Below are 23,125 nucleotides of genomic sequence, written 5' to 3' on the forward strand. Positions count from 1 at the left end.
CTCACCCCCTCGCGACCATTCTTCCGAACCCGCTGGGCGTACCGGGGGATGCACCCCGGCCCGTCGCCGTCCTCACGCGACGACCTGTCGGAGGAGTTCCGCGAGCCCGGCCACCAGCGCACCCCCGGCGAGGATGACGACAGCGCAGCCGCTCTTCGCCTGACCACCGGCCGTCACCGGGGTGCGGTGGACTGGGGCCTGACCGGCCTGGCGCGCGGTGGTGAGGGTGTACACCACCTCGTCGAACTCTTCCCGGTCGTCGTACCGGGCGACGAACTCCGCGTGGTACTCGGCGTCGGTCAGCTCACGGGGTCGCCAGAACTCGTGCCACTCGGGCCGCCGGGGTCCGGCGACGGCGGCCTGCTCCGCGCTGATCCGGGAGGCGACCTGCTCCCCGTCGCGGTCGGCGAAGAGCCCGTCGGGTTTCGCCACCTCCGTCTCCAGGAGCTTGCGGGCCTGTTCCGGCGAGCGGACGTCGACCCCCGCCGCCAGGGCCTTGGCGATCCGGGGGTCCGTCTCCGGGAGGTCGTCGTTCACGACGAGGCGTACGGTCTTGGTCAGGTTGACCGCGACCTTGGCCCCGTGTTCGACGGCGTAGTCGAGCACCTCGGTGAGGGCGGGCGAGTCACCGACTGGCAGCAGCCGCCACCCCTTCAGCGGCCCGTTCCCCTTGGCCCGGTTCGCGGCGGCGGCCTCCTCCAGGTCGCTGATCAGGTGGGAGGCGGCGAGTTCCCGACCTGCCCGTTGCAACTCCCGCAGCTCGGTGGAGGTGACCACACCGTCCGCTTCGGCCCGCGCCCGGGCCTCGGCGAGGAACTCCTCGTGGACCTGCCGGGCGGTGGTCTGGGTCAGCCCGGCCCGCGCCGCCGCGACCGCCAGTTGGTTGGCCTCCTCCCCCACGATCTTCCCGTCGGCGAGCGCGTGACCGAGCAGCGCCCGGTAGTCACCCAACCCTTCGGGGCGTGGCGGGGGCGGGCTGGTCATCAGTGGCAGACGTGCCGTCAGGGTGCCGAGCCACCCCTGGGTTCCCTTACGCAGTCCGGTGGCCCGGGGAGCGATCGGGCCGCTACGGGACAGCGTCGTGGGCAGCGGCACCGGTGTCGGACCGACCCAGGAGAGCCGTCGTGGCGCTTCGGCGACCAGCTTGGCCAGGGTCGCGGCGAGCGCCCGGGCGTCGCCGAGGGCCGAGTGCCGGGCGTCGAGCCACTCCCCGGTGATCAGGTGGCTGACGTTCTCCAGCTTGTATCCCCACCGGTCGAGCTGGGTGCGGGCGGTGACGAGCGTGCAGAGACCCGGCACCCCCTGCAGGTCGACTCCCAGCCGCCGGAACTCGGCGGCCAGGAACTTCTCCTCGTAGTCCAGGTTGTGGCTGACCACCACTGCGTCCGCCAGGATGGCCAGGACGTCCCCGGCGATCGCGGCGAAGGTGGGTGCCGACCTGACGTCGGCGACGGTGATCCCGTGGTACTCGCTGTTGTTGATCCGCTGCTTCTCCGGGTCGACCAGGGTCGAATACTCGTCCAGGACGACACCGTCGCCGCGCATCCGGACGATCCCCACTTCGCAGACCCGCGACCCCCGGCCCGGTTCCAGGCCGGTGGTCTCCAGGTCGAGCACGGCGAAGGTCAGGGATCGCGGGTCGACACCGCGCTGACGGGTGAGCTGCCCACGCGAGAACACGTCGGCCTCCACTTCGGGGGTGAGATCGGGGGGTGAGAGTGGGGATCAGAACAGGGTGTCCGCGCTGCCCTTGGGGCGGCTCGCCTGCTTCTTCTTGTCGTGCAGGCCCTGGTCGACCTCTTCGGCGTAGCGCTCGTGGTTGAGTTCCAGGAGGCGGTCCAGGATCTCCCGCTGGGCTGCGGGGCCGACTGTGTAGCGGGTGTAGGCACCGGCCTTGTGGAACCCGTGGTCGAGCCCCTGCTCGACCAGGTCGTCCCAGCCGTAGGCCCGGCAGACCGCCTCGTCGATGTCCCGGTGGATCCGCCGCAACTCCACGATGTCCTCGTCCCGACAGGCCGGATCGAAAACCAGGTTGTACGTCGCCGTCAACCCCGCCTGCCGACTCGACATCACATCCCGCCGATACACATCAAGCCGATCACCATGCTCCCGCACCCCGGGAGTCACATGTGGCAGTGGCAGCGTCTCGAACACATCAGAGGGGGTGTATCGAAGGTCTGCCTTCATCGAGGATGCCCGGCTGACCGCCCACCAGTAGTGCGGCGAACTCGACAACAACGCCAGCATCGCGGTGTCATCTGTCGCAAGAACGACCACAGCCTCGCTGATGACCTGACCGGTCGGCACCAGCACCGGCATCACCGTCTTGCTCACCCGCGTGATCGCCACGACCCGCTTCAGGTCCGTGATCGACTGGTACAGCCGAGGCGAACGCTCAGCAAACTGCCACCACCGCTCACGCCTCGCCTGACGATTGTTCTGGTCTCGCTCGGGCTTGACCAGCGTCCTGACCTGTTCGTAGGCGTCCGGATAGGTCTTGGCTCGGTCCTCGTCCCAGTCGTGGAAGTTGATGACCCAGCGGCTTGCCGAGCAGTCGGGGCGGGAGTTGAGGTCCTTTCCGTTCAGGTAGGGGAAGATGACCTCGCGGTTACGTTCGTCCTTCGCCCTCAGCGCGGCGGCTTTCTCCGGTTCCATGGTGAAGCCGAGCCCCAACACATACGAGCCGATGAACGAGATGCCGGTGTTGCGCTCCAGGCGGTAGGGGTTGCCGGTGACTCGCTTCTCGGCGTCGAGGGAGGGGGTGATCCCGGTGACCACGATGCCGTCGGCACGTCGCTCGGCGGTCGGGCCGAGTCCGGCCCGGCTGGTCCAGACGGCGCAGAACTCCAAAGCCGCAGACTGAGAGGGCCACGGGCGGCTCTTGACCGCGTGGCGGATGGTGGTGCCGCCGGCGACCACCTGGTCGAGGCCGACCTCCCGGGTGTCACCCTGGGCGAGGGTGTTGGTGGCGATCAGGCCGGTCTGCCCGCCAGAGTTGAGTAGGTCGTGTGCCCGCAGCAGGAAATAGGCGACCAGGTCGGCGCTGCCCCGGGCGTTCCGACCGATGGCACTGACCAGCCGTTCCCGGTAGGCGAGTCCCATCGCACCGGTCAGCTTCTGCCCCCCGAGGAACGGAGGGTTGCCGATGACGGCGTCGAAGCCGCCCTGTTCGGAGACCTCGGGGAATTCCAGGGACCAGTGCAGTGGCTTCCGGTCGAAAGCACCGGTCGGCTGGTCTAGCCTCAGCCACTCTCGGGCCTTCTCGCGGAGCTTTTCCGGGCTGCCGCCCTTGGCCATACTCTGGGTCAGCTCGGCGACTCTGCCGGCGATAGCAACCGGGTCCTGGCCGCGCTTCATCGAGGCGAGGGAGGCCCCGACCACCAGGTCGGCATAGACCTCGGCACGCTTCCGGACCGTTTTGGCCTCTTCGAGGAGCCGGTGTTTCTCCGCCAGGGCGTCCGGCCCGTCGGGAAGCTCGGCGATCCGCCGCCGCAGGTCCCGGGACTCGGCGATCTCCCGTTCCAGACGGAGGTCCCGGACCTTCTTGCCCGGCAGGGTGGTGACGTTGCCGAGGCCGAGGAGGGAGTCCCCGGCGACCAGGCGGTCGTCGAGGAAGGTGAAGGGGCGTCGGGGGTCCATGGAGACCAGCCAGAGGGAGAGTTTGCCCATCTCCACGGCCATCGGGTTGATGTCCACCCCGTAGAGGCAGCGCCCGATGATCTGCCTCCGAGCCTCGATGACCAGGGGGTCGTCGTCGGCGTCCACCGCCCGGTCGTCGGTACGCGACTCGGCATACCTGGCGGCCTTCCCGTCGCCCTCCCTAGCCCAGGCCGAGATGAGGTGTCCGGCGAGGTAGCGGGCCGCCGCCACCAGGAACGCCGCCGACCCCATCGCGATGTCGGCGACCCTGAGGGCGAGGATCTCGTCGGCCGACTTCTTGACCCACTGGGTGGTGTCCGCCGTCTGGAGCGGACCCACCCGGTAGACCAGCGGCTCCAGTGCCCCCTCCACCACCTCCTCCGCGAGCTTGCGGGGTGTGTAGTGGGTGCCGGTGTTGCGGCGCAGGGCCGACTCGGTGACGAAGAGGGCGCCGGGAAGGATCACGACCGGAAGGCCGCGCAGGTCGTCGCGGATGAGGCCCTGGAACGGAAGCAGCCGCTCGGAGAGTTCGTAGTCGTTGCCGTTGACAGCGAGGAGTCTCTTCCGGGCCTCCTCACGGTCCACCCCGTCGAGTGGTACGAGTGCCCTGGTCAGCGCGGCCACCGAGCCGATCTTGGAGGACTTGTACGTCTCGGCGAGCGCCTTGGCCAGCGCCGACGGGTCGGGGTGCCGCTGGCGCAGGGCCTCCAGGTCGGCAAGGCGGACCTCCTCCTCGATGCCCTCCCCGCCGATCAGGCCGACGGTCACCCCCTCGGCGCGGAAGCCCTCGAAGGAGAGCAGGCCTTCGTAGACGTACCCGATCTGCTCGACGTCGAGTGCCCGGAAGCTGACCGTCCGGGTCTCCTTGGACCGGCCCTTCCCGACCTGGACCCGTTGCACCGAGCGGAGCATGTGCAGAACGGTCCGGTCGTCGACGGTCAGTGGCAGCCAGGCGTACATCTTCGGGTCGAAGAGGGACCCCTTGTGGCCGTGCAGCCTCAGGCGGGGGTGGTCGACGCCGTCGTGGACGGCGTTGAAGAGGGCGAGGAGCCGGTGCCAGGCGGCGGAGGTGTGCTCCAGGTCCTCCTCGGTGCCCTGCTTGACCTGCTGCTCCAGCTCCGCCAGGAGCTGCCCGGCGGAGTACGCCTTCGCGTACAGCTCGTTGTCGGCGGGGAGCAGGCGGCGTTCCTCGGCGAAGAGGAGGAAGACGATCCGCATCATCACCGCGACCGAGCCCCGGTACACGTCGTGAGCGTCCACGTGGGCCAGTCCGGGTCCCCCGGACCTCCGGTCGTGCACGTCGATCCGGCCGAGGGCGGCGACGAGAAGTTCGACGGACCGGCGGACGTTGACGCCGAGCGCCTCGGTGATCTCCTCCTGGCTGTTGAGGCTGTCCCGCAGCAGCGGGACGAGTCTCTCGTCGTCGGGCACGCCGAAGAACCGGCGACGGGACAGCAGCGACACGAACGCACGGACGACGTCCCGCTCGGCCGCCTCGGGCCAGGAGACGGCGTCGACGGTGGCGGTGGTGGTGACGCCCCCGCGCGGGGCCCAGACCAGCGTCCACCAGCGGCCGTCGGTGACCAGCCCCAGCTCGACACCGTGACGTCGGCAGAGGACGGCGAGCCGGTCGGCGGGGGTGGCCGCCCAGGTGGAGTCCTCGACCCGGAGGGTGGGCCGCTGGCCGGGCGGACAGATCGACCCGAGCAGCCGGACGCTGTCCGGCTTGGCCTCCTCCCCCGGCTCGACCAGGGCGAAGGACGCGGAGAGGGCGGTGTCGTGTTCGGCGACGGTGTGGGTGAGGTGGTCCAGGCCTGTGGTGTGCAGGGCGTCGCCCCAACCGAGCAGGTCACCCAGGACGTACCCGATCCAGGCTTCCCGGCCGCCGGTGGTGTCGTCCTGCCAGGTGGCGTGTTCCTGACGGAGCCGCTCCCGGGTCGGCCTGTCGAGGGTGTCGAGGGTGGGCCAGGTGCGGCGCAGCACCGGCAGGCTGAGGAAGGGGCCGCTGACCTCGACCAGGCTCAGCCAGTTGCGGTGCTGTTCGGCACCGTCGGGGGCGGGACGTCGGAAGGTGCGGCTCATCGGGTGGCCTCCCGCTTCGGGACGACGAAGACGACGGCGACCGGGAAGCTGTGGTCCTTCGGGTCGCGGTAACGGGCGGTGACCGCGTCGAGTTCACGGTCGCGCTCGACGTCGAGGGCTCTCAGGCGCTTGTCCCAGGAATCCCGGTCCTTGCGGTACTGGGCGAGTTCCTCCTTGCTCCGGCTGGCTTCGGCGCGGCTGATCAGGGTCTGTTCCATCTCCCTGTCGTCGGAGGCCAGGGCGTCGCGGAGGGTGGCGGCGAACTGTGCGAGGTTGTCGGTGATCCGCTGCCGCTCGGCCTCCTGCCGCTGGGCGAGCTTGCGTTCCAGGGAGTCCTGCCGGGCCTTGGTCCGCCGTTCGATCGCCGACAGCAGACCCTTGGCAGCGGCGGTCGACCAACGCTCGGCGACCCGGGCCTGCACCACCGGCGAGGCCTCGGTGCCGAGGGTCAACGCCCGGTCGAGGATCCCGCCCAGGGTCGTCAGGCTATCCACCCGGCGGAACCGTCCCTGTTCGGGAACCCATCCTCCGGCGTAGAGGACCTCCTCGTGCAGCCGGACGCCGTCCGCGCCGACCAGGACGAACCGTGAGTACGCCCCGACCAGGACGTCCTCCAACTCCGGGTCGTCACTGACGACGGCGGTGATCCGGTGCAGGCCGATGTCGGGGTTGGAGACGGCGGCCCGCAACAGCCGGGTGGACATGGCCACCAGGGGATGGTTGAGGTGGGCGAGGACGATGTTGTCGCGGTCCTCCTTGGCGACCTGCGGGTCGAAGGCGACCGGGAGTTGGTGGGCCGGCTCGTCGCCGTCGGCCAGTTTGGCGGTCAGTCCGGCACCGGCGCGCTGCCAGGAGCCGGTCAACGGGGGCACCTGGTAGAGACCGTCGAGGAGGTTTCGGTCGTCGGTGTGGCTCCTCAACGGCTGTTGCCGGGCCAGTACCAGGGCGGTGTCGACGACCCGCTTGACAGCCGACGGGGTGATGCCGAGTTCCTCGACGGTCCGGTCCAGTTCGGCGCGGAGACGACGGACCTGCTCGCGCAGGTTGGTCTCGGTGGGCAGGGCACCGCCGCTGCGGGACCTGCCGGCCCGCTCGACGTCGACTGTCACCTGCTCGCCGAGCATCCGCCGCTGGACGGCGTCGGCGAGGACGGCGTTCACCGAGCCGAGGTCGGCCTCCATCCGGGCGACCTTGGTGGCGACCCGGGAGAGGAACTCCAGGTCGGCCTCGAAGGGGTCGACGTGTCTGCCGAATCCGGTGCCGACGAAGTGCTGGATCTCCGGGTGGAACCGCTGGCCGTACCGGTCGATGCGACCGATGCGCTGCTCCAGCTTGTTCGGGTTGAACGGGATGTCGTAGTTGACCAGACGGTGGCAGTGGTTCTGCAGGTCGATGCCCTCACTGGCGGCGTCGGTGGCGAGCAGGATCCGCACCGGGCGTTCCGTCGGGTCGGCCTGGAACTCCAGCCGGATGCGTTCCCGGTCGTCGGTGGGGGTGCCCCCGTGCAGCAGGGCGAGTCGGCCGCCGGTGTCGAAGCCCTGCTGACGGAGCAGTTCGGCCAGCCACGCCTGGGTGTCGCGGTACTCGGTGAACACGACGACCCGCTCGTTGAGCCAGTGCCGGCCGTCGGGGCGGCAGACGGCGGTCAGGTACTCGATGAGCTTGGTCGCCTTGGCGTCCGGCAGGGCTTCCTTGGCCTCTGCCCAGTCGAGCATCTTGGTGAGCAGGCTGGTCTCGTCGTCGGTGGGGTCGGGTTGCATCGGTCGGACCCGGCTGAGGGCGTCGTCCTCGGCCTCGGCGGCCTGGTCGTCGTCGTAGGTGGCGAGGTCGTCCATGAACTCGTCCATCCACTGCGGGACCTCGTCGGTGTCGGCCGGTGCTGCCGCGCCCTTCCTGCTGGCCAGGGTGTCGAGGTAGACGCGGACGGTGTGGGCGAAGGCGGCCGGGCTGGAGAACAGCCGCTTCTTGAGCAGCAACGTCACCAGGTCGGTGGCCTTACGCCCGCGCTGCGAGCGCAGCCGCTTGCCGCGCAGCTCCGCGAAGTGGGTGAGCAGGGCGTGGATCTGCCGCTCCTCCTCGGGATAGGCGACGGGGATCGACATGGCCCGGCGTTCGACGAAGCGTGGGCTGCCGTCGGGGTTCTCGATGTCCCGTTTGAGGCGGCGGACCACGGTGTCCCTGACGGCGGCCGGGTCCGGTTTGACGCCTCGGGCGAACCGCTGGTTGTCGAGGATCTCCAGCAGAGCGGTGAAGGACGCCTGGTAGCCGTTGTGCGGGGTGGCGGAGAGGAAGAGCCGGTGGGCGAAGTGCGGGGCGAGCCGACGGATCAGCTTCGTCTGCTGCGAGTCGACGGCGTAGACCTGCTTGGGCGCGGCCGGGGCCACGTGGTGCGCCTCGTCGAGGACGAGCAGGTCGAAGGTGCGCGGGTACGACGGCCCGTCGGCGGGCAACATCTCGTCGAGCAGCCGCTGGGCCTTGGGTCCTCGCAGCCAGGGCAGGCTGACGATGCTCAGTGGGAAGACCTCGAAGGGGTTGGCGGCGGACCCGTGGCTGCGACGGACCTCGGCGCAGCGCTCGGAGTCGACGACGGTGAAGTCGAGGCCGAACTTCTCGGCCATCTCGTCGCGCCACTTGATGGTCAGGCCCGCCGGACAAATGATCATGACGCGTCGGGCCCGGTGGCGCAGCAGCAGTTCCTGGGTCACCAACCCGGCTTCGATCGTCTTGCCGAGACCCACGTCGTCGGCGAGGAGGAGGTTGACCCGGGGTGCGTCGACCGCACGGGCGACCGGTTCGAGCTGGTAGTCCTCGATCGCGACGCCGGAGCGGAACGGCGACTGGAGCGTCTTGACGTCGGCGGAGGTGACCGCCGACCAGCGGACCGCGTCGAGGAAGGCGGCGAGCCGCTGCGGCGGGTCGAAACTGCGATCCGTGACGTCGGGCAGGGCACCACGGGGCAGCACGCGACGACCCGGCTCGATCTCCCAGATCACGTCCAGGGTCTGGCCGTAGCGGCCGTCCTCGACGCTCTGCAGGCTGACCAGGGTGCTGTGTTCGCCCGGCTGCACGGCGCTGACCACCCACCGCTGGCCGCGCACCGACACCAGCCTGCTGATCTGCGGTATCGCCGTCGTCACGCTCGGCATTCTCTCCCCATTGGTTCGCCCCACACGAATCCGCCCCGCACCTTCCGCGGACGAATGCTGACGGGTCTGTAGTCACCTGATCGAACTGTGTTCTGACTTCACAGCCCCGATGGCGGCACTCAGCAGACCATCGCCCGCCAGTCTCGTCAATCGGACCACCTGTCGCCTTACTGACATGCCTCCTGGAACGCCCCGGACGTACAACTGCGCCCCGACGTCCGGCGCTGGCCACCGGCCGTCCGGTGGACCCCGATCACCCTCTTGGCGACCCGACCGGCCGTGAATGCTCCGCTGCGGCTCGGCCAAGGCGGACGGGCCGGACTTTGGGACATGCCCGCCGCCTTCACCTGAGCCGTCCATCAAACCCCGCCGTCCGGACAGCGGGTCTTCCACTCGCCATCAGCGGCCGCAGCCTGCCGCCGTATCGCAAACGATTGTCAGGTAGCCGACTGGCAAGCTCCACAACCATTCCTTAAAGGACAAACGGCACCACCGACGCTAGTACGGTGTCCACCGTTCGCCGATCGGCGCAAGTTCCACTCGGCTGGTCGAGTGCGAAAACCCAACTGGGGCATGAACCCGAGGAGTTCAAGGCATGGCAGCAGATGCTTTCGACGGGCCGGTTCCGGCAGCAACCGGACCCGGGCAGCGGGTTCTCGACCTCCTGAACAAGGCCATCGACCTGCAGAGCCCACTGGTGCGCAAGAACATCACCCGGGCCCGCCAGCGCAACCCCGAGGCGACGCCCGCACAGGTGATCCGCAACCTGGAACGGATGTACGTCAGTGCCCTGACCGGAACGGGTGCCGCAGTGGGTGGGGCTGCGGCAGCCCCCGGCGTCGGCACGGGAGTCGCGCTGGCACTGTCGGCCGGCGAAGCTCTGTCCTCTCTTGAGCTGAGCGCCCTCTTCGCACTCTCGATCGCCGAGGTCCACGGAATCCCCATCGACGAGCTCGAACGCCGCCGGACGATCGTCATGGGGATCATGCTCGGTGGGTCCGGCTCCGCCACCATCGGCAAGGTCGCCGAGCGTACGGGGCAACACTGGGGACGTCAGGTCGCCGCCAAGGTACCCGCCGAGACGCTACGCCAGATCAACAAGCTTCTGGGACGACACTTCATCACGAAGTACGGGACCAAACAGGGCATCATCGTGATCGGCCGGGTGGCACCGTTCGGCATCGGCGCTCTGATCGGTGGTGGTGCCAACGCCGTCCTCGCCTCGCTGGCCGTGCAGGCCAGTCGTCGCGCGTTCGGCCCAGCCCCGACGTCGTGGCCCACGCTGATCGACAACGCCCCACCGCCGTCCGAGGAGTCACATCGCTGACCCTCCGCGCGCTGAAGGGTGCTGTGCGCGACAAGCAGCCCGTCGGCGTCCGCCCGCCCGTCCCGCCCGACCGGTGGGCAGTCAACTGTTCCAGAACATCAACTCGCGTGCCCGCTGCGAGCAGGCGGTCAGCTCGGGCACGCCACGCGCGGGGACGGCGTACCCGCGCTCGCGGATCAGGGCCAGGAACTCCGCCGGCACCGCGACCCGGTGCCGGCGGACGTAGTAGGCGAGATCCTTGCGCCACAGCCAATCGCCGTCGGTCAGCACCGTCGAGCCGTTCAGCACCCGCTCGGTGGGCTCGAACGGATCGGCGGCGACGTCCATGACGTCGATGAGCACATGACCGGCGTCAAGGTAGCCGACCACCCAGGCCACGTCGGGCAACTCCTCGTCGGCGACGCTGTCGAAGATGCTCCGCTGCGGCTCGGCCGAGCGGACGGGCCCGAACTCCAGGAACATCCCCGCCGTCTTCACCTGACCGCCGTCCATCAGCGTCAGCCGTTCGGCTGGTAGGTCTTCCACTGCCCGTCACCCCGGATCATCGGGGTCTGCCCCACCGGACCGTACCGGTCGACACCGACAGCATCGGTCGGTGCCGTCACGGGAACCTCCCAGGGTGCCGGCAACCTGCCGGGCCGCTGGTGGCAACCCGGCTCCGGGTTCGACGGCACCGGTCAGATCCATCGCACCGCCGGGGATCCCCGCCCGATTTCTGCCCCGGGAGATCACCATGGACGGTGCAACCAGGCCGCCCCGGAAACGGTCCACCACGCGCCCGGCCACCAGCCGCCGAATCCGCCACGCCGGCGCGCCGCCTCCCGACCAGCCGGCGCTCTTGCCGCCATCCCGCCGCCCGACTCGCACTCCACGTGGGGGTCAGGCGTTGCGGGTGGGATGGCGACTGCTGCGGTGCGGTGCCGTCAGCAGCAGGTGCCGGTGGCTCCGGTGGTGGCCGGTTCCTTGGCGGCGGTGGCGGGGGTGCCGCAGGCGCTGGCGGTGACCTTCTTCCCGAGCTGGTCGGAGTCGGCCTTGACGGTGTAGACCTCCCAGGGCTCGTTGCCGGGGCCGTGTACCCACACCTTGTCCTGGAGGGCGTAGCAGCACTCGGTGCTGTTCTCCTCCAGGGTGATCAGGCCGGTTTCGGTGAGGCGCTGGGTGGCGGCGTCGACCTCGTCGGTGGTGGAGACCTCGACGCCCAGGTGGTCCATGACGGTCGGCTGGTCGGGCTCGCCCTCCAGGAGCACGAGCTTCAGCGGCGGGTTCTCGACGGCGAAGTTGGCGTAGCCGGGGCGGCGCTTGGCTGGTTCGACGCCGAACAGCTTCGAGTAGAAGGCCACGGAGCCTTCGAGGTCGGACACGCGCAGGGCAAGTTGAACGCGAGACATGGCTCTCCTCCTGACGAGGGCTCCGGTCGCTGCTTCAGCCCTTGTCTAGATGGTTTTCGAAGCAAGGCCAAGGTTGCCGCCTGTTTTGATATCTGTCAACCTAGACGCATGTCGAAACAAGACCTGCCGGTGGTCGACTCGGAGGCCGTGGCCTGCTGCGCCCCGATCGCGGTACGTCCGATGGACGACGACCAGGCGGCGGCGGTCGCCCCGATGTTCAAGGCCCTGGGTGATCCGGTCCGGCTGCGGCTGATGTCGATGATCGCCTCGGTGCCGGAGATCTGCGTCTGTGACCTGACCCCGGCGTTCGGCCTGTCCGGGCCGACCATCTCCCATCACCTGAAGGTGCTGCGGGACGCGGGCCTGGTCGGCTCCGAGCGGCGGGGCACCTGGGTCTGGTACCGGGTACGCCCGGAAGCCTTCCGGCAGCTCGGCGCGTTGCTGGACATCCCCGCCGACGCTCAGGCCACTGCGTGCGCCTCCCCCTGACCCGGCGGGCGTCTGCGGAGTTCGCCGGCACGGCCCTGCTGGTCGCCGCCGTCGTCGGCTCCGGAATCGCCGCCGCCCGGCTCTCCCCGACCGATATCGGACTTCAGCTTCTGGAGAACGCGGTCGCTACCGCTCTCGCTCTGGGCGCGCTGATCCTGGTGTTCGGTCCGGTGTCGGGCGCGCACTTCAACCCGGTCGTCTCCGCCGTTGACTGGTGGCTCGGCCGCCGGTTCGGGACCGGTCTGACTCCCCGGGACCTCGCAGCCTACGTCTGTGCACAGGTCACCGGGGCCGTTGCCGGGGCGGTGCTGGCTGCCCTCATGTTCGGGCTTCCGGCGGTCTCCTGGTCCCGTACCGACCGGACCGGCGCGAACCTGTGGCTGGCTGAGGTAGTCGCCACCGCCGGACTGGTCGTGCTGGTCTTCGCCCTGGCTCGCTCCGGCCGCACCAACGCGGCCCCGGCTGCCGTGGGTGCCTACATCGGCGCGGCGTACTGGTTCACCTCGTCAACCTCGTTCGCCAACCCCGCCGTCACCATCGGCCGCGCGTTCACCGATACCTTCGCCGGTATCGCCCCCACCTCCGTACCCGGCTTCGTGGTCGCCCAACTCCTCGGCGGCCTGGTCGCCATCGCCGCCCTCGCCGCCTGGTACCCCCACGCCGGGCACGGCGCCGACGCCGTGGTCATGCCCCACCCCACCCGAGAGAGCGCATCCTGATGACCCACAAGCCCAGTGTTCTGTTCGTCTGCGTGCACAACGCCGGCCGCTCTCAGATGGCCGCCGGCTGGCTGCGCCACCTCGCCGGCGACACCATCGACGTCCGCTCCGCCGGCAGCGCACCCACCGACCAGATCAACCCCACCGCCGTCGACGCCATGCGCGAGGTCGGCATCGACATCACCGGCCAGACCCCGACCCGACTCACCTGGGACACCGCCGAAGCCAGCGACGTCATCATCACCATGGGCTGCGGCGACGCCTGCCCCGTTTTCCCCGGCAAACGCTACGAAGACTGGAAGCTCACCGACCCCGCCGGCCAACCCCTCGACATCGTCCGCCAGGTCCGCGACGACATCAAGACCCGCGTCACCGACCTCCTCGCCAGCATCGAGCCGCAGAGCTGAGCAACCCCACTCGTCACCATCGGCCGGCCTGATACCGCGGTCGCTCCTGGGCGCACCCGGTCCGGCCGGGAGGCGGCAGTCATCATCTCGTTGCGCGAGTACGAGTCGTTGAAGGAGACGGCCTACCTGATGGCCAGCCCCGCCAACGCGCGCCGTCTGAATGAAGCCGTCGAAGAGCTGCATAACGGGGGTGGAGAGATGCACGACCTGATCGACCCCGACGCCAGTTCAGGCGAGGGGTCGGCAGCGTGAAGGTCCAGTTCGCCGGCCGAGTCCGGGAAGACTATGTGACCTGGCAGGAAGATCGCCAGATGCTCAAACGGGTGAACGCCCTGTGCCGCTACCACTACGAATGAGGTGGACCACGCCCTCCGCCGAGGGCCTGGCAGGTTCACCCCGACCGGTGCCGCAGCTGCTGGCGCTGGCAGACGCGGCCGGCTCGACAAGTGGTCGCACACGGCCCGTGGGCCTGATGCTGACCCGCACCGACGGTCCGGGCCGAACACGTCCCATGTCTTGCATGCGCCGCTGCGCCGTCAGTCGAATGTAGACGCTACGATCGTCCGCACAACAGAAGACGGGCCCGGCAGGTGCGCTAACACCTGAGCTCCGGGCCCTTGATCAGGAACAGAGGTCCTGACCCGTGCACATCATTGCGCACGTGCGCGCCTGCGCGCACACCACCCCTCGACGGCTCGTCGCTGGCGACAGCGGCCCCGCCTCCGGCCTCCGCGCCGAGTTCCGCACCGGTGCCCCGCGCCGCCTCGCCTCCACCGGCGGTGCCCGATGAGCCTCACCGTCAAGGCCGCGCTCCTCGAATCCCGCACCCTGCCGAAGAACGAGGGCCGCGTGCTGCTGGCCATCGCCGCCCACACCAACCGGGCCGGCGACGCCTGGCCCAGCGTGGCCACGATCGCCGAGTACGCCGGCTGCTCCGAGCGGACCGTGCAACGGTGCATCCCCAAGCTGATCCAACTCGGCCGACTGGTCGTCACCAAGGCCGCCGGGATCGCCACCCGGGTGTACCGGATCGTCTTCGGCGGGGGTGCCAACCAGAGCGCGGGGGTGCCATCTGACGACCAGACCCGCCAGAACCCGCCCCCTGGGGGTGCCGCCGACACCGGGGGCGTGTCACCCGAAGGCGAAGGGGTTTTGAAGCAGAAGCGCGCGGGTGCGCGACGCTGGTGGGATCGGACCCCGAAGAACAGCAACCGCCACCCGGACCCGGAACGTCGAGGTGCCGCACTGCCGCCACCGCCGGGTGCCGATCGGTGTCAGCGGCGCGGTCACGTCGGACAACCCGCTGGAGCCTGCGCACCCTGCCGATCCGAAGTTCTCGCCGGAGGCCTTCGCTGAGCGAACACGACGAGCGTTCGCGTTCCGCCGGGGTCGCGGCGACCCGGGACAGCGTGGACCGGGGTCAGAGCATCACGAAGAGCAGGATGGTGAGCAGAGACAGGGTCAGACCGGCGGCACCCAGCAGGATGCCGATGACCGCCAGCGGGTAACTGGACGGGCTCTTGAGGCCGGGCCGCCCGAGCAGGATCGCCGCCACCCCGAGCACCCCGCCGATGCCCCAGCAGAGAGCACAGAACAGGGATAGACCACCCAGGACCACCGAAACGACGGCCCAGGGGTAGGCCCGCTGGTCGGAACCGGTGGCGGGCCGTGGTGCGATCGGGGCCACCGGGACGGGGTACGGATACCAGCGGAGCTGGCGGGGCAGGTCGGCCACCTGGCTGGTCAGATCACCGACGAACCGCGCCCCGTGCACGGCGGACATCCTGCTCTCGTACTCGCCGAGATCGAGGTAGCCCTGCTCCAGGGCCTGCGACAGCAGGTCCAGGACCTGGGTCCGCTGCGCCGTGCCCACCCGCTCTCTCAGGTTCATCGCCCGCGTCCGATCTCCCGTCGGAGCCCCAGCCTAGACAGCACGATCAACCGGACCGGTTACCGCGGCTCGGGGCAGCAGCAGACGGTTCGCCCACCCACGACGTCGTGGCCCCCGCCGATCCCGCCTGACCCCGCCGTCTTCACCTGACCACCGTGGTGGCCGTCAGAGGTCGCGGTTCGGGCGCAGGGTGCCACTCGCCAGGCCGTCGGCGGCGAGCTGGATCAGCTCCTCCCCCAGCGTCGCCGCCTCGCGTAACGCCGACTCGAAGGCGTCGAGGCGTTTGAACGCCTCGCCCTGGGCGCGTTGGTCGGCCAGCGGCAGTCGGCGTACCTGGGCTCGGCGGATGTCGAACCGCAGCGTGCCGGAGAGGCTGGAGGTCTGCTTCTCGTTGGTCGAGGTGCGCAACTGGCCGGCGAGGAACCACGGGTCCAGGGCGGCCGGGTTGGGACGCAGCAGGTGTTCGTTGCGGCCCAACTGTTCACCGGCGGCGGTGACCACCCGGGGGGTGAGCTGCCGGCCGAGCATCGGGACGAGCACGTCGCCCGGGGCGAGCGGGACCTCGGTGTTACCGCTCCGGCTCGGGCCGACCAGTTCCAGGGCGCCGGTGCGGGAGAGTTCGGCGACGGTGACGGTCGGGCCGGTCTCGCCGTCGGCGGTGGGGGCGTCCTGCGGGATCAGTGCGGGTAGCTCCTTGACCAGGACGGCGAGCCGGTCGCGGGTGCGGATCAGGTGTTCGCCGGTGCGGGCCGGCTCGGCGGTGGCCTGGCGGCGGGCCGGGGTGAGGTCGGTGTCGTCGTCGAGGAGTTCGATCACCGGCACGGCGCGGGCGAAGCCGGGCTGCTCGACGTCGGCCTCCGGGTCGGCGGTGAACGCCTTCCAGGTTGTCAGGACCCGGGCGGCCAGGGTGGTCAGGTCCTCGCCGTCGGCGGTGTCGACCAGCAGGGTCCGCGCGGGCGGCGGCGCGTCGGGCGCGGGTCGCCGCAGGACCCACAGGTGCAGGGGTACGCCGTGCGGGGCGGCCACCCCGGCGGGGAGTGCCACGACCGCGCGGAGCGCTCCCCGGCGCAGGAGTTCGGCGCGGATCCGTCGCCCGGCCCGTCGGCTCGCCGCTGCCGGGGGCATGAGCAGGACCGCGTGCCCGCCGGTGCGCAGGTGGGCGAGGGCGTGTTGGACCCAGGCCAACTCGGGTTCGGTACGCGGTGGGGTGCCGTACTCCCAGTGGGCGTACCCGAGTTCGTCGTGTCCCCAGTTGCTGGCCCCGAAGGGCGGGTGGCAGACGACGGCGTCGACGGTGCGTCCGGCGTACGCGTCGGCCCGTAGTGAGTCTCCGGGGTGGACCTCGCCTGTGGTGTCGTGCAGGGCGAGCCAGAGTGCGGCGAGGCGGGCGGCGTCGGGGTCGAGTTCCTGGCCGTGGGCGGCGGTGGCGCCGGCGCGGGCGGCGGCGCGCAGTGTCGCTCCGGTGCCGGCGGCGGGGTCGAGGACGGTGCCGCCGGTGACGTCGGCGAGTGCGGCCATCAGGTCGGCGAGGGGGTCGGGGGTGACTGCGGTACGCCCTCCGGGGCCGGGTGCGGTGAAGCGCTGCCACAGTTCGTCGAAGGCGACGCGGGGGCCGAGTTCGTCGGCGAGGGCGTCGACGGTCGGGGTGTGGTCGCCGAGGCGCGGGTCGGCGGGGGGTGTGGGTTCGCCCCGGTGTCGGGCGAGGAGGCGGGTTCCGGCGGCGGCGAGGACGGCGGGGGCGGTGTCCGGGGTGTGGTCGAGGTGGTGCCAGAGTCTGTCGACAGTGGATAGTTCGGGGAGTTTTCCCTGCGTGCGGAGCCACTGTTCGACCTGGTGGAGGTCGAATTCGGGGCTGGTGGCGGTGCCGCCCGCCGGTGCGGGGAAGTCGGCGTGCCGTTTGCGCCAGTTGCTGACGGCGGCCCGGCCGACCCCGGCGAGTCGGGCGATCTCCGCTGCGGTGATGGACGGGCTTCCCTGCATTTCCGCAGTGTGCCACACCCGTCAAGCATCGAGCCCGTTGACGCAGTTCACATCTGAGCGGCGGCTGCGGGTCAGAAGACCAGGTTCCGTACCAGCTCGACGGCGCCGACCAGGAGTGAACCGGCGAGCAGCGCTACCACGGCGCACCCGCTCTTGGCGTGCGCGGTGGTGGTGTGGACCGCCGACGCCCGACCGACGGCGGGACGCCCGGCGGCAGAACCCCCGACGGCGGGCCGACCGGCGGCTGCCGGGTCGACGGAGATCGGGACGGTGACGGCGGTGGTGACAGCAGCGGTCGGCCGGGCGGCGGCCATCGGGGCACCGGCGGGGAGGGTGAGCGTCTCGCCGAACCGGGCGCGGTACTCCGTCGGGGTCAGTTCCCGGGGTCGCCAGAACTCGTGCCACCGGGGGCCGTGCGCGCCGTCGCCGGTGTCCATCCCGTTCGACCCGGCCTGGTCGGTGCCGGGGGTGGCGACCTCCTCGGCGATCAGGGTGGTGGCCTGCGCGGCCGTCAGGACCGGTACGCCCAGGGTGCCCGCCCGGGCGAGGCGGGGGTCGGCGGCGTCGCTGTCGGTGATCACCAGCCGGACGGTCTTGGTGAGCTTCACCGCCACGGTGGCCCCGTGCTCGACGGCGAGGTCCACGGCGGCGGTCACCCCCGGCGAGTCGCCGACGGGCAGGACCCGCCACCCCCGCAGCGGGGCCTCGCGCCGGGCCCGGCTGGCCGCCGCCGCCTCCTCCAGGTCCCGGATCAGGTACGTCGCCCCGAGTTCCTTCGCCGCTCGTTGAAGTTCCCGCAGCTCGGTGGCGGTGACGACGCCGTCGGACTCGGCGTGGGCGCGGTGCACGACGAGGAACTCCTCGTGCACCTGCCAGGCCGTCGACTGGGTGAGCCCGGCCCGACCGGCGAGGTCCGCGAGTTCCATCGCCTCGTCGCCGACGATTCGGCCGTCGGCGAGGGCCCGGGCGAGCCCCGCCCGATACTCGCGCAGCCCGTCCGGTCGCGGTCGGGGCGGATCCACCGTGTACGGGAGTCGGGCGGTCAGGGTGGCGAGCCACCCGTCGCTGCCCTTGCGCAGGCCCACCACCCGGGGGGTGACAGGCGTCGCCCGGGGCTGCGCCGGTAGCGAGGTGGCCGCCAGGCCCCGCCAGGACAGTGGTTCGGGGGCGGTGCCGACGAGGGTGGCGAGCGTACCGGCCATGGCGCGGGCGACGCCGAGGGCGGAGGGCAGCGCGCTGGGCCACTCCCCGGTGAGGAGGTTCGCCAGCTCCGTCAGCCCGTCGTCGTCCCGATCGAGGTGGAGTCGGGCGGTGACCTGGGCGCAGAGCCCGGGGACCGGGGGCAGGGCGAGGCCGAGGCGGTCGAACTCGGCGCTGAGGAACCTGTCGACGAAGGCCAGGCTGTGGCCCACCACTATCGCCCCGCTGAGCCGGGCCAGGAGGTCGTCGGCGATCTCCGGGAAGGTCGGCGCGACGGTGACGTCCAGTTCGGGGTTCGGGTCGGGTTCGCCGGTCGGGGGCGGCGCCCCGGGGTCGACAAGTGTCGCGTACTCGTCCAGGACGACGCCGTCGCCGCGCATCCGGACCACGGCGATCTCGCAGATCCGGGCCCCGCTGTCCGGGTCGGTGCCGGTTGTCTCGACGTCCACGAAGGCGAAGGTGACGGTCCGTGGGTCGGTTCCGGGCTGCCGGGTGAGGTGGCCGGCGATGAAGATCGACACGTGAGCAGTGTGCCATGCCCGTCAAACGCCATGTCCGTTGACACTGTTCACAGCTAATGCTTTCATTGAGTCCGCCACACAACGCTACGGAGGTTGACTGATGCGCAGAACCACGTTGCTCGCCCTGACCACCGCCGGACTCGTCGCACTCGGCTGCGGAGCCGGGGCGACCGGCGAGGTCAGCGGCACCGCCGACGGCACCGACACCGGCGGAGGCGGTACCGACACCCGGAAGGTCGCCGCCATCGGTGAACCCGCCCGGGACGGCAAGTTCGAGTTCACAGTCACGTCCGCGAAGTGCGGCGTCGACAAGGTCGGCTCCGGGCCGCTCGGTGCCACCGCCCAGGGCCAGTACTGCCTTGTCGAACTCACCGTCGAGAACATCGGCAAGCAGGCCCAGCTCCTCGACGGCAGCAGCCAGAAGGCGTACGACGCCAAGGGCACCGAGTACTCCACCGACACCGAGGCCGCCCTGTACGCCAACAAGAAGGCCGAGACCTTCCTCAACGAGATCAACCCCGGGAACCGGGTCACCGGCGTGATCGTCTTCGACGTACCGAAGAAGGTGAAGCTCACCGAGGTGAAGCTGCACGACTCCTTCCTCTCCGGCGGCGTCACCGTCTCCCTGAACTGACCCGCCCCCGCCGGAGCCCTCCGCAGACGATCCGGGGCGGACGCCCGCCGCCCGCCCCGGATCACCACTCCTCCTCAGTCCACAAGGGAGTCAGCCAATGGTCGAACCGTCCGACGACGTCGCCCCGCAGCCCCGGTCCGTCGCAGAAGCCGGCAGTCGTCGGCTCGAACCCCGCGTCCTGGTGGTCGGCGGCGTCGCGCTGGCCGTCACCCTCGCCGCCGGAATCGGCATCGGCACCCTGATCGGCGCGCGCACCCCGATCGGTGAGGGCACCACCGCCGACACGGCCGCACCCTCCACACCCGGCCCGAGCACCACCACGACACCACCCACCAGCGCCGTGGCCGCCACCACCAGTCCCCCGCCCCTGCCCACGCCGACAGTGGCGGCGTACGGGACGCCGACGAAGGACGACTTCCGGCTCAAGGTCAAGGTGCTGCGTAAGCAGTGCTTCGGAAGCGCCGGCTGCAACGTCGACTTCCGGGTCGACGTCACCTACACCGGCGCTGAGCTCGACCCCTCGACCACCTACGAGGTCACCTACCAGGTCAAGGGTGCCGAAGACCCGATCGTGAACACCTTCGAGGTGACCGGATCCTCCGCCTCCGTGGAGAGCGAGGAGTCGACGAGCACGGCCCGCTCGGGTGACCGGCTGACCGCCGTCGTGACGTCGGTGTCCGAGTACTGACCCCCTTCACCACGCGACCCCTTCACCACGCGACCCGTGTCACCACGCGACCCCTTCACCACGTGCGAGGAGGCACCGTGCGATTCGACGAGTTCGACGAGACCGTCGGGCTGCTCCCGGTAGGACTGTCCGACCGGGTCCGCGTCCTACGGCCGTACCTGTCCCGAACCGGCTGTCAGGAGTGCCGCCGGATCGCCGACCCGGTCGAGGCGGCCCTGCTGGCCGCCCGCTACGAAGAGATGTCCGGCAGTGTGCACCTGATCGAGACGGCCGAGCTGCTGGCCGCCGGGCACACCCACCCGCAGGTGACGGGGCCGAGCGGCGGGCGCGGCCGGGTGGCCCGCTGGGCGGGTCGGCGCGGTGGGCCGGTCGCCGCGACCGACGCGAGCTGGAAGCGTCGCTGCGGCGGCATCGGGTACGTGACCGGCGACGGCCGGTTCGGGCTACGTGGCCGACGGCGGGACCGGCTCGACCCGACCGGACCGTCCCGGGTGCTCGTCGACGAGCTGCGGGCGGTGGAGTACCTGCTCACCGACGGCACCGTCCCGCCCGGCCTGACCGTCCTGGTCGACAGCCTGCCCGCACTGCGTTTCCTCGACCGGTGGCAGCGCGCCGAGGACGGGATCCACCTCATGCCGGACGGGTACAGCCTCCGTCCTCGTCGCAACGGCGCACCGCCCACCCTGGTACGCCTCGCCCGCCTGGTCGGCACCCGTCCGGACCTGCGCTTCCGGCACGTCCGGGCGCACTCCGGGCACCCGCTCAACGAAGCCGCCGACGGGTTGTCCCACCTGGCCCGTCGCAGCATCGAGGAACGGTTCGACCCGTACGCCCGGGCGTACGGCCTGGTCGACGCGTTCCTGCGGGACTGGCACACCGCCGTCGCGGACTGAACCACCCGTCAACCGACCCGAACGGAGCAGAACCATGATCAGAAACCACCGCACCGCCGACCGGACCGCCTCCCTGCCGACGGCCGTGGGCCGTCTCGCCGACATCGGCCCCGGTCCCGGTTTCACACCCACCCGACGCGGCTCCTGCGACGCCCCTTGACAGTCCGGCGCTGGCGTCGACCTCGTATCCGCTGGGCGAGACCACACACGCTGCCAGATCTCGGTAGGAATCGACCCTCATAGGGGCCACTCACTTCCAAGATCCTCGACGGAAGGGGGTTCTGACGGTGACGCGCCTGGGCGGGGTTCCGGCGGTGATGCGTGTCGGGCTGGGCGGGTCAGGACTGGTCGGGGATCGGTTCGCCGAAGACGAGGATGCCGATGGCGCAGATGGAGAAGACGATGCCGACCGCGCCGAGGATCATGCCGGTCAGGGCGAGGTTGTGGTTGCGGGCGCTCTTGAGACCGGGGCGGCCGAGCAGGATCGCGGCCACTCCGAACAGGGCGCCGACGCCCGCGCAGAGGGAGGCGACCACCGAGAACCCGCCGAGCGCGACCGCGGCGATCGTCATCGTCCGGGTGCGCTGCTCGGGGTCGACGGTGACCTGCGGGTTCGGCGTGGCGGCGGAGGTCTGCTGCGGGTGCCAGTGAAACTGACGGGGCAGATCGGCGACCTGCCCCGTCAGGTCGCCGACGACCGTGGCGCTGTGGACCGCCGCCATCCGGCGTTCGTAGTCGGCCAGGTCGATGTAGCCCTGCTCGAGTGCCTGCGACAGCAGGTCGAGAACCTGGGTCCGCTGTGCCGTGCCCACCCGCTCGTTCAGATCCATCGGTGAATCCTGTTCCTCCGTCGCCGGTCACCCCGGTGATCCCTGATGATCACCGGGGGGCCGGCCCAGCCTAGCCAGGAGACACCGTCGAGCCCACACCCCCTGGACGGGGAATGCCTTACGCCTGTTGAGTTTCCGGGCAGCAGACGGTCAGCGCCGCCGGGACGACCTTCACCTTGAGGCGGTTCGTCTCACCCCGGGCACCCCCGTCGAGTTCGTACGTCCTCGGGGCGTCGAGGCGTACCTTGATGGTGCGTCCCCGGGTGATCCGAACGAAGGGGGACTCCTCGGAGCGGCCGGCGGCCATCCGGCCGAGGGTGCGGGCCCAGTCGACAGCGCCGCTGGCGGTGGCCACCCCGACCTCCAGGGCACCGTCGTCGGGGCGGGCGTCGTCGAAGGCGGGGATGCCGCCGGTGATGGTGCCGACGTTGCCGAAGAGCACGCAGCTGGCCTCACCGTCGAACCAGTCACTGCCGTCGATCCTGATCCGGGTCCGGACGCACTCGCCGCGCACGTGCCGCAGCCCGGTCAGGACGTAGGCGAGGCGGCCGAGACGGCCCTTGAGGTTACGGTCGGCGTCACGGATCAACTCGGCGTCGAACCCGGCACCGGCCATCACCGCGAAGTGTTCCCCGTTGACCTTGCCCAGGTCGACGGTGCGACGTGGGCCGTGCAGACCGATCCTGACCGCCTCGGGCAGGTCGGTAGGGATGCCCAGGTTGGTGGCGAAGAGGTTGGCGGTCCCGGCCGGCAGGACGGCCATCGGGACACCGGATCCGGCCATGGCGTCCGCACTGCGCTGGACGGTACCGTCGCCGCCCCACACGAAGACCAGTTCGGCCCCCTCGTCGAGGGCCTTACGGACCTTCTTCGGCGCCTTGCGACTCTTCGGCACCTCGTACCAGAGCAGGTTCTTGATCCCGGCGCCGACCAGGGCGGCGCGGAGTTCGTCGAGCCCGCCGCCGAAGGTCTTCTTGCGGTGTGCGACGACGGCCACGGTGCCCAGCGTCGTCGCGCCGCCCGCCCGAAGGGTGCCGCCCGCGTCGGCGCTGCCCGGGTCGGTGCCGACGGGGTCCGTGGCGGCCGGATCGGTGGTGGCCGGGTCGGCGGTCGGGTCGGGGCGGGCCGGGTCCGTGGGGCGCTCGTCCAGGGTGTTCGTGCTCATGGTGGTCGCTGGTACCCCACCGGCGACGTCACTACGCGTGTCCACCCTGGAGATACCAGCGCCGGGGGCGAAACCCGGCACACCGGCGGGCGGAGGACCGGACCGGCCGGTACGACGGGCGGGGAC

At 70.7% G+C, this 23,125-nt stretch carries 20 protein-coding genes and 1 pseudogene; 11 read left to right on the top strand and 10 right to left on the bottom strand.

The genetic code is table 11. From position 1 onward, the window contains the following. Window positions 1-72: 72 nt before the first annotated feature. Genes WHN02_RS20285 through drmD form a run of 3 tightly spaced genes read right to left on the bottom strand, consistent with a single transcriptional unit; the run spans window position 73 to window position 8,858 of the window. Window positions 73-1,680: a 3'-5' exonuclease gene (locus tag WHN02_RS20285; protein WP_434740284.1), complete on the bottom strand. Its 1,608-nt coding sequence runs from the start codon at window positions 1,678-1,680 to the stop codon at window positions 73-75. Between the two features lie 45 nt (window positions 1,681-1,725). Continuing rightward, on the bottom strand, window positions 1,726-5,721 hold the full coding sequence (locus WHN02_RS20290) for an Eco57I restriction-modification methylase domain-containing protein (RefSeq protein WP_434740285.1): 3,996 nt from the start codon (window positions 5,719-5,721) through the stop codon (window positions 1,726-1,728). Further along, a complete protein-coding gene (drmD, locus tag WHN02_RS20295; protein ID WP_434740286.1) occupies window positions 5,718-8,858 on the bottom strand; it encodes a DISARM system SNF2-like helicase DrmD in 3,141 nt (1,046 codons plus the stop codon). The genes WHN02_RS20290 and drmD overlap by 4 nt, the downstream gene beginning before the upstream one ends. A gap of 604 nt (window positions 8,859-9,462) precedes the next feature. Between drmD and WHN02_RS20300 the strand changes: the two genes are divergently transcribed. After that, complete coding sequence (locus WHN02_RS20300; RefSeq protein ID WP_434740287.1) at window positions 9,463-10,194, top strand: hypothetical protein; 732 nt, start codon at window positions 9,463-9,465, stop codon at window positions 10,192-10,194. 81 nt (window positions 10,195-10,275) lie between these two features. Here WHN02_RS20300 and WHN02_RS20305 read toward each other — a convergent pair whose 3' ends face one another. After that, a complete protein-coding gene (locus WHN02_RS20305) occupies window positions 10,276-10,719 on the bottom strand; it encodes a hypothetical protein (protein ID WP_434740288.1) in 444 nt (147 codons plus the stop codon). Between the two features lie 398 nt (window positions 10,720-11,117). Further along, window positions 11,118-11,582: an ArsI/CadI family heavy metal resistance metalloenzyme gene (locus WHN02_RS20310; protein WP_434740289.1), complete on the bottom strand. Its 465-nt coding sequence runs from the start codon at window positions 11,580-11,582 to the stop codon at window positions 11,118-11,120. A 108-nt stretch (window positions 11,583-11,690) separates the two neighbouring features. On the opposite strand from WHN02_RS20310, the gene WHN02_RS20315 reads away from it, so the two are divergent. The 6 genes and pseudogenes from WHN02_RS20315 (at window position 11,691) to WHN02_RS20340 (ending at window position 14,553) form a co-directional block, all read left to right on the top strand. Next, entirely contained in the window at window positions 11,691-12,071 is a 381-nt protein-coding gene (locus WHN02_RS20315) for an ArsR/SmtB family transcription factor (RefSeq protein WP_434740290.1), read from the top strand. Continuing rightward, window positions 12,056-12,790: an aquaporin gene (locus WHN02_RS20320; protein WP_434740291.1), complete on the top strand. Its 735-nt coding sequence runs from the start codon at window positions 12,056-12,058 to the stop codon at window positions 12,788-12,790. Before WHN02_RS20315 ends, WHN02_RS20320 begins: the two co-directional genes overlap by 16 nt. After that, on the top strand, window positions 12,790-13,197 hold the full coding sequence (locus tag WHN02_RS20325; protein WP_434740292.1) for an arsenate reductase ArsC: 408 nt from the start codon (window positions 12,790-12,792) through the stop codon (window positions 13,195-13,197). Before WHN02_RS20320 ends, WHN02_RS20325 begins: the two co-directional genes overlap by 1 nt. Window positions 13,198-13,251: 54 nt before the next feature. Next, window positions 13,252-13,449: pseudogene (locus WHN02_RS20330) on the top strand (type II toxin-antitoxin system Phd/YefM family antitoxin); the annotation flags it as partial. Between the two features lie 391 nt (window positions 13,450-13,840). Continuing rightward, complete coding sequence (locus WHN02_RS20335; RefSeq protein ID WP_434740293.1) at window positions 13,841-13,987, top strand: hypothetical protein; 147 nt, start codon at window positions 13,841-13,843, stop codon at window positions 13,985-13,987. After that, complete coding sequence (locus WHN02_RS20340) at window positions 13,984-14,553, top strand: helix-turn-helix domain-containing protein (RefSeq protein ID WP_434740294.1); 570 nt, start codon at window positions 13,984-13,986, stop codon at window positions 14,551-14,553. Before WHN02_RS20335 ends, WHN02_RS20340 begins: the two co-directional genes overlap by 4 nt. 64 nt (window positions 14,554-14,617) lie before the next feature. Here WHN02_RS20340 and WHN02_RS20345 read toward each other — a convergent pair whose 3' ends face one another. The 3 genes from WHN02_RS20345 to WHN02_RS20355 all read right to left on the bottom strand — a co-directional run bounded on the left by WHN02_RS20345 (window position 14,618) and on the right by WHN02_RS20355 (window position 18,789). Further along, window positions 14,618-15,088 carry a DUF1707 domain-containing protein gene (locus WHN02_RS20345; protein WP_434740295.1) on the bottom strand — a complete coding sequence of 157 codons (471 nt, stop codon included), beginning with the start codon at window positions 15,086-15,088 and terminating at the stop codon, window positions 14,618-14,620. Window positions 15,089-15,253: 165 nt separating this feature from the next. Then, window positions 15,254-17,068 (bottom strand): N-6 DNA methylase, encoded by a 1,815-nt coding sequence (locus WHN02_RS20350; protein WP_434740296.1) that lies wholly within the window; start codon window positions 17,066-17,068, stop codon window positions 15,254-15,256. A gap of 71 nt (window positions 17,069-17,139) precedes the next feature. Further along, window positions 17,140-18,789: a 3'-5' exonuclease gene (locus WHN02_RS20355; protein ID WP_434740297.1), complete on the bottom strand. Its 1,650-nt coding sequence runs from the start codon at window positions 18,787-18,789 to the stop codon at window positions 17,140-17,142. 100 nt (window positions 18,790-18,889) lie between these two features. On the opposite strand from WHN02_RS20355, the gene WHN02_RS20360 reads away from it, so the two are divergent. The 4 genes from WHN02_RS20360 (at window position 18,890) to WHN02_RS20375 (ending at window position 21,164) form a co-directional block, all read left to right on the top strand. Then, on the top strand, window positions 18,890-19,423 hold the full coding sequence (locus tag WHN02_RS20360; RefSeq protein ID WP_434740298.1) for a DUF4352 domain-containing protein: 534 nt from the start codon (window positions 18,890-18,892) through the stop codon (window positions 19,421-19,423). A gap of 97 nt (window positions 19,424-19,520) precedes the next feature. Next, entirely contained in the window at window positions 19,521-20,111 is a 591-nt protein-coding gene (locus WHN02_RS20365; RefSeq protein WP_434740299.1) for a hypothetical protein, read from the top strand. 77 nt (window positions 20,112-20,188) lie between these two features. After that, window positions 20,189-21,004 carry a hypothetical protein gene (locus WHN02_RS20370; protein ID WP_434740300.1) on the top strand — a complete coding sequence of 272 codons (816 nt, stop codon included), beginning with the start codon at window positions 20,189-20,191 and terminating at the stop codon, window positions 21,002-21,004. Between the two features lie 34 nt (window positions 21,005-21,038). Continuing rightward, window positions 21,039-21,164, top strand: coding sequence for a hypothetical protein (locus tag WHN02_RS20375; protein ID WP_434740301.1), 126 nt, complete (start codon window positions 21,039-21,041; stop codon window positions 21,162-21,164). Window positions 21,165-21,342: 178 nt separating this feature from the next. Here WHN02_RS20375 and WHN02_RS20380 read toward each other — a convergent pair whose 3' ends face one another. Continuing rightward, window positions 21,343-21,834, bottom strand: a complete 492-nt coding sequence (locus WHN02_RS20380; RefSeq protein ID WP_434740302.1) for a DUF1707 domain-containing protein — start codon at window positions 21,832-21,834, stop codon at window positions 21,343-21,345. A 118-nt stretch (window positions 21,835-21,952) separates the two neighbouring features. After that, window positions 21,953-22,999, bottom strand: a complete 1,047-nt coding sequence (locus WHN02_RS20385; protein WP_434740303.1) for a diacylglycerol/lipid kinase family protein — start codon at window positions 22,997-22,999, stop codon at window positions 21,953-21,955. Between the last annotated feature and the right edge of the window lie 126 nt (window positions 23,000-23,125).

The organism is Micromonospora sp. SH-82 (assembly GCF_051132485.1).
In the GTDB taxonomy this organism is placed as follows: domain Bacteria; phylum Actinomycetota; class Actinomycetes; order Mycobacteriales; family Micromonosporaceae; genus Micromonospora.

Coding starts and splice junctions, on each gene's coding strand:
- WHN02_RS20345 (WP_434740295.1), bottom strand. CDS start 15,088: ATGAACCTGAGAGAGCGGGTGGGCACGGCGCAGCGGACCCAGGTCCTG.
- WHN02_RS20315 (WP_434740290.1), top strand. CDS start 11,691: ATGTCGAAACAAGACCTGCCGGTGGTCGACTCGGAGGCCGTGGCCTGC.
- WHN02_RS20385 (WP_434740303.1), bottom strand. CDS start 22,999: ATGAGCACGAACACCCTGGACGAGCGCCCCACGGACCCGGCCCGCCCC.
- WHN02_RS20360 (WP_434740298.1), top strand. CDS start 18,890: ATGCGCAGAACCACGTTGCTCGCCCTGACCACCGCCGGACTCGTCGCA.
- WHN02_RS20365 (WP_434740299.1), top strand. CDS start 19,521: ATGGTCGAACCGTCCGACGACGTCGCCCCGCAGCCCCGGTCCGTCGCA.
- WHN02_RS20375 (WP_434740301.1), top strand. CDS start 21,039: ATGATCAGAAACCACCGCACCGCCGACCGGACCGCCTCCCTGCCGACG.
- WHN02_RS20350 (WP_434740296.1), bottom strand. CDS start 17,068: ATGCAGGGAAGCCCGTCCATCACCGCAGCGGAGATCGCCCGACTCGCC.
- WHN02_RS20300 (WP_434740287.1), top strand. CDS start 9,463: ATGGCAGCAGATGCTTTCGACGGGCCGGTTCCGGCAGCAACCGGACCC.
- WHN02_RS20325 (WP_434740292.1), top strand. CDS start 12,790: ATGACCCACAAGCCCAGTGTTCTGTTCGTCTGCGTGCACAACGCCGGC.
- WHN02_RS20310 (WP_434740289.1), bottom strand. CDS start 11,582: ATGTCTCGCGTTCAACTTGCCCTGCGCGTGTCCGACCTCGAAGGCTCC.
- WHN02_RS20340 (WP_434740294.1), top strand. CDS start 13,984: ATGAGCCTCACCGTCAAGGCCGCGCTCCTCGAATCCCGCACCCTGCCG.
- WHN02_RS20380 (WP_434740302.1), bottom strand. CDS start 21,834: ATGGATCTGAACGAGCGGGTGGGCACGGCACAGCGGACCCAGGTTCTC.
- WHN02_RS20290 (WP_434740285.1), bottom strand. CDS start 5,721: ATGAGCCGCACCTTCCGACGTCCCGCCCCCGACGGTGCCGAACAGCAC.